A 2,621-nucleotide genomic window follows, 5' to 3' on the forward strand; every position below is an offset into this window, starting at 1 on the left:
ATGTAGTCAGCATCATTAGGCAGGCTAGACGGAAACCCTGATGCAAGCTGACCGTGAGCTTTGTTTTTTTCAACGCAGTCATTTTTTTGTCGTCTGAATTATTGCAACAAGGGTCAATGGGTAGAAACAATCGGTGAGCGACTCCAATTGTTTGGCCAATTATTTTCTTTTCAGGGTCAGCCCAAAAGGGCTAAATTGTCACCATTATTTTAATTATTTGGCTAGATGCATTCGAGGTTGGAATGCACATAGCCTGACCAAACAGCTTCAGTTTAGTTTTGTGAAAAATCTGGTTGGACGATATGCTGGCACTCGGCCAGTAGCTGGTCCCAATGATCGGGAGGGTGGCCGCTTTCGAGCATCTTGCGGAACACCCTATATGCATCGTTGTTGCTCTCATAGGTACGCTTGCTGTCATCGTCGTTGACCCAGGCAAGCACGATTATTTTGCTTGGCGCGTGGTAACGGAAAAATAAACGATACTGTTGGAAAAACTTGGCCCGGAACCAGTGTTTATGGTCGTCACCAAGGGTATTGCCTTGCCGGTATTCTGGCCGCGTCGGGTCTTGTGGGATGACATCGAAGGCGAGTTTGGCAATAGCCGCCAACTGCTTGCTGGCATTCTTCTTTACGTAACCGACTGGGTCATTTTTCTTGAACCCCTTAACCTTATGCGTTAAGGCTTCAACTTGCGCAAGGAAGAGAGGATGGGCGAAAACCGTCCAACCGCCAACGACCAAGGGCGTTGGCTTGCCTGCACTCATTCGGAATCAGTGGAAAGAGTGGCATCAAGATCGACATCAATGTTGCCGACCAAAGACCGAATGTGTTGCACAAGTCCGATATCAATAATCTGTAAGTGCTCCGGATGATTGGCGATGTCGCCGGCAAGAAAGGTCAAAAATTGGCCAAGCACGGGATCATCTCCTCCGGAAAAATTTGCACGCGATAGCACGACCTCTCCGCTGGGGCGGATCGTGTAGTGAATTTTGTCGCGCTTGCCGAGATGGAGGACACGGCGCACAGTTTCCGGCACCGTGGTCTGATAGCGGTCAGTCAGGGTGGATTCGACTTCGAGGGTTGGCATGGCTTACTCCGGGCAAAAGGAGAATCTGGCCCGATGGTAATGCGCGTGCATTGCCGTGTCAATGGGCCGATTTTCAACCAAAGACTTGTATGCGTTTTCCTAGTGTGAGCCATACATTCCAACCTATGAATGCATATAGACAATTATTTTTGCCCGGTTGGCCAACACCCCGAGCAAGAGCGGGAATTCAGGTGTGGCGTGGAGAAATGGGAGCGAATCAGGCATCGAACCAGTCCCGGACCAGGCGTCGCGTTGTGGCGGAGCCATAATCGGCCAGCGCCTGGCGCAAGGCGGATCGATCAAAGCGATCCAGGCTCTTGCGGGCATTCCGAACAAAGGCGTCCTGATCCTCTGCCAACTCGTCCAGATTGTTCAGGCAATCGACCCACAGGAACTCCATGCTCAATTCTTCAGGGAAACGATGCTTGACCCGGAAATCATAGGTACGGTTGCCGAGTCTGAATTGGCCGTGGCGCTTGTGATTATAGACCAGCGTTTGGTTATAGAGCTGCGTCGTGCCGAGGTGCAGGCCGTTGTAGTAGCTCAGGTTGAGCAGAAGGAAATGCCGGTCTTCAAGGAATTTGCCAACCAGTGCATGATCGTTTGGCGGGACATCGCCAAAGATGGACTTGATCGGCGCGTAATACAAGCCCTGGGCGGCACGGTGTAATTCACCCGTGCTCAGCGCCAATTGCAAATCACGATCCACCGCCCGCGACTGGGTCGCAAGGTCTTTGCGGCGATAGACGCCGCCGGGCTCTAACTGAAATCTTGGCGAAGCTGTGGCCGGTGATGGGGCGCGTTGTTCCATTGAATAAAACTCATTGACGTTTCATGCAATCATACGCCCGATTCGCGGTCTTGATGCTTTCGAGCATTCTCTTTTCCACAGTGATGGCAAGCATCCACGTCGAACTACCCACGATGAACTGTCGCGAATACTCGAAAAAATCAATACCCATGAAAAAGCCAAGAAAAAAGCTCCTGCAAAGGAGCTTTTTAAAAACAAATAAAACACTCGGCAGGCTTATCCTAAACTCGGAATTCTTCTTTGTTCCGTCCCTCAGCAAGCATTTCTTTCAGCCATGCAGGGGTTGGCCCCTTGCCGCCATAAGTGTCTGCGGGGTTTGAATCACTTCTGTATTTCACCACCGCAGGTGCTTTTTCCGGTGCTGATTTCTTGCCTTTTTTTACCAAACCAAGATCTTCGGCGGTTAGCTTATATTTCTCGATAATGACTTTAGCTTCGGCAACAGCAGCAGAGACTTCGGTCTTCCTCAGTTGTTCTGCTTCAGTCTTTATATCTTCAATTTGTTTCAGAATTTCATCATAGGTTTGAGCCACGAAACTTCTCCATAAATTTAAATTACGGCACTTTATACCACAATTTATTGATTCAAATGCAAGCGGCAATTTCAAGAATTACTCATGATGCCGCGGAAAATAGCCGCCATTAAGATAATGGGCATTCAGCTTTTATTGTCTTAATTGGAATTTAAAGCGTCTGTCTTCAAATTTAGTTATCGGAGACAAA

4 protein-coding genes are annotated in these 2,621 nt (G+C 49.0%); all 4 read right to left on the reverse strand.

The features are described from left to right. Positions 1 to 272: 272 nt before the first annotated feature. The 4 genes from ACOYNV_RS27295 to ACOYNV_RS27310 all read right to left on the reverse strand — a co-directional run bounded on the left by ACOYNV_RS27295 (position 273) and on the right by ACOYNV_RS27310 (position 2,431). Positions 273 to 764 (reverse strand): type II toxin-antitoxin system YhaV family toxin, encoded by a 492-nt coding sequence (locus ACOYNV_RS27295; protein WP_422902966.1) that lies wholly within the window; start codon positions 762 to 764, stop codon positions 273 to 275. After that, a complete protein-coding gene (locus tag ACOYNV_RS27300; protein WP_422902967.1) occupies positions 761 to 1,087 on the reverse strand; it encodes a type II toxin-antitoxin system PrlF family antitoxin in 327 nt (108 codons plus the stop codon). The genes ACOYNV_RS27295 and ACOYNV_RS27300 overlap by 4 nt, the downstream gene beginning before the upstream one ends. A gap of 217 nt (positions 1,088 to 1,304) precedes the next feature. Then, entirely contained in the window at positions 1,305 to 1,898 is a 594-nt protein-coding gene (locus ACOYNV_RS27305; protein ID WP_422902968.1) for a hypothetical protein, read from the reverse strand. A 221-nt stretch (positions 1,899 to 2,119) separates the two neighbouring features. Beyond that, positions 2,120 to 2,431 (reverse strand): H-NS family nucleoid-associated regulatory protein, encoded by a 312-nt coding sequence (locus ACOYNV_RS27310; RefSeq protein WP_422902969.1) that lies wholly within the window; start codon positions 2,429 to 2,431, stop codon positions 2,120 to 2,122. Between the last annotated feature and the right edge of the window lie 190 nt (positions 2,432 to 2,621).

Origin of the sequence: Propionivibrio sp. (assembly GCF_049316945.1) — a bacterium.
In the GTDB taxonomy this organism is placed as follows: Bacteria; Pseudomonadota; Gammaproteobacteria; order Burkholderiales; family Rhodocyclaceae; genus Propionivibrio.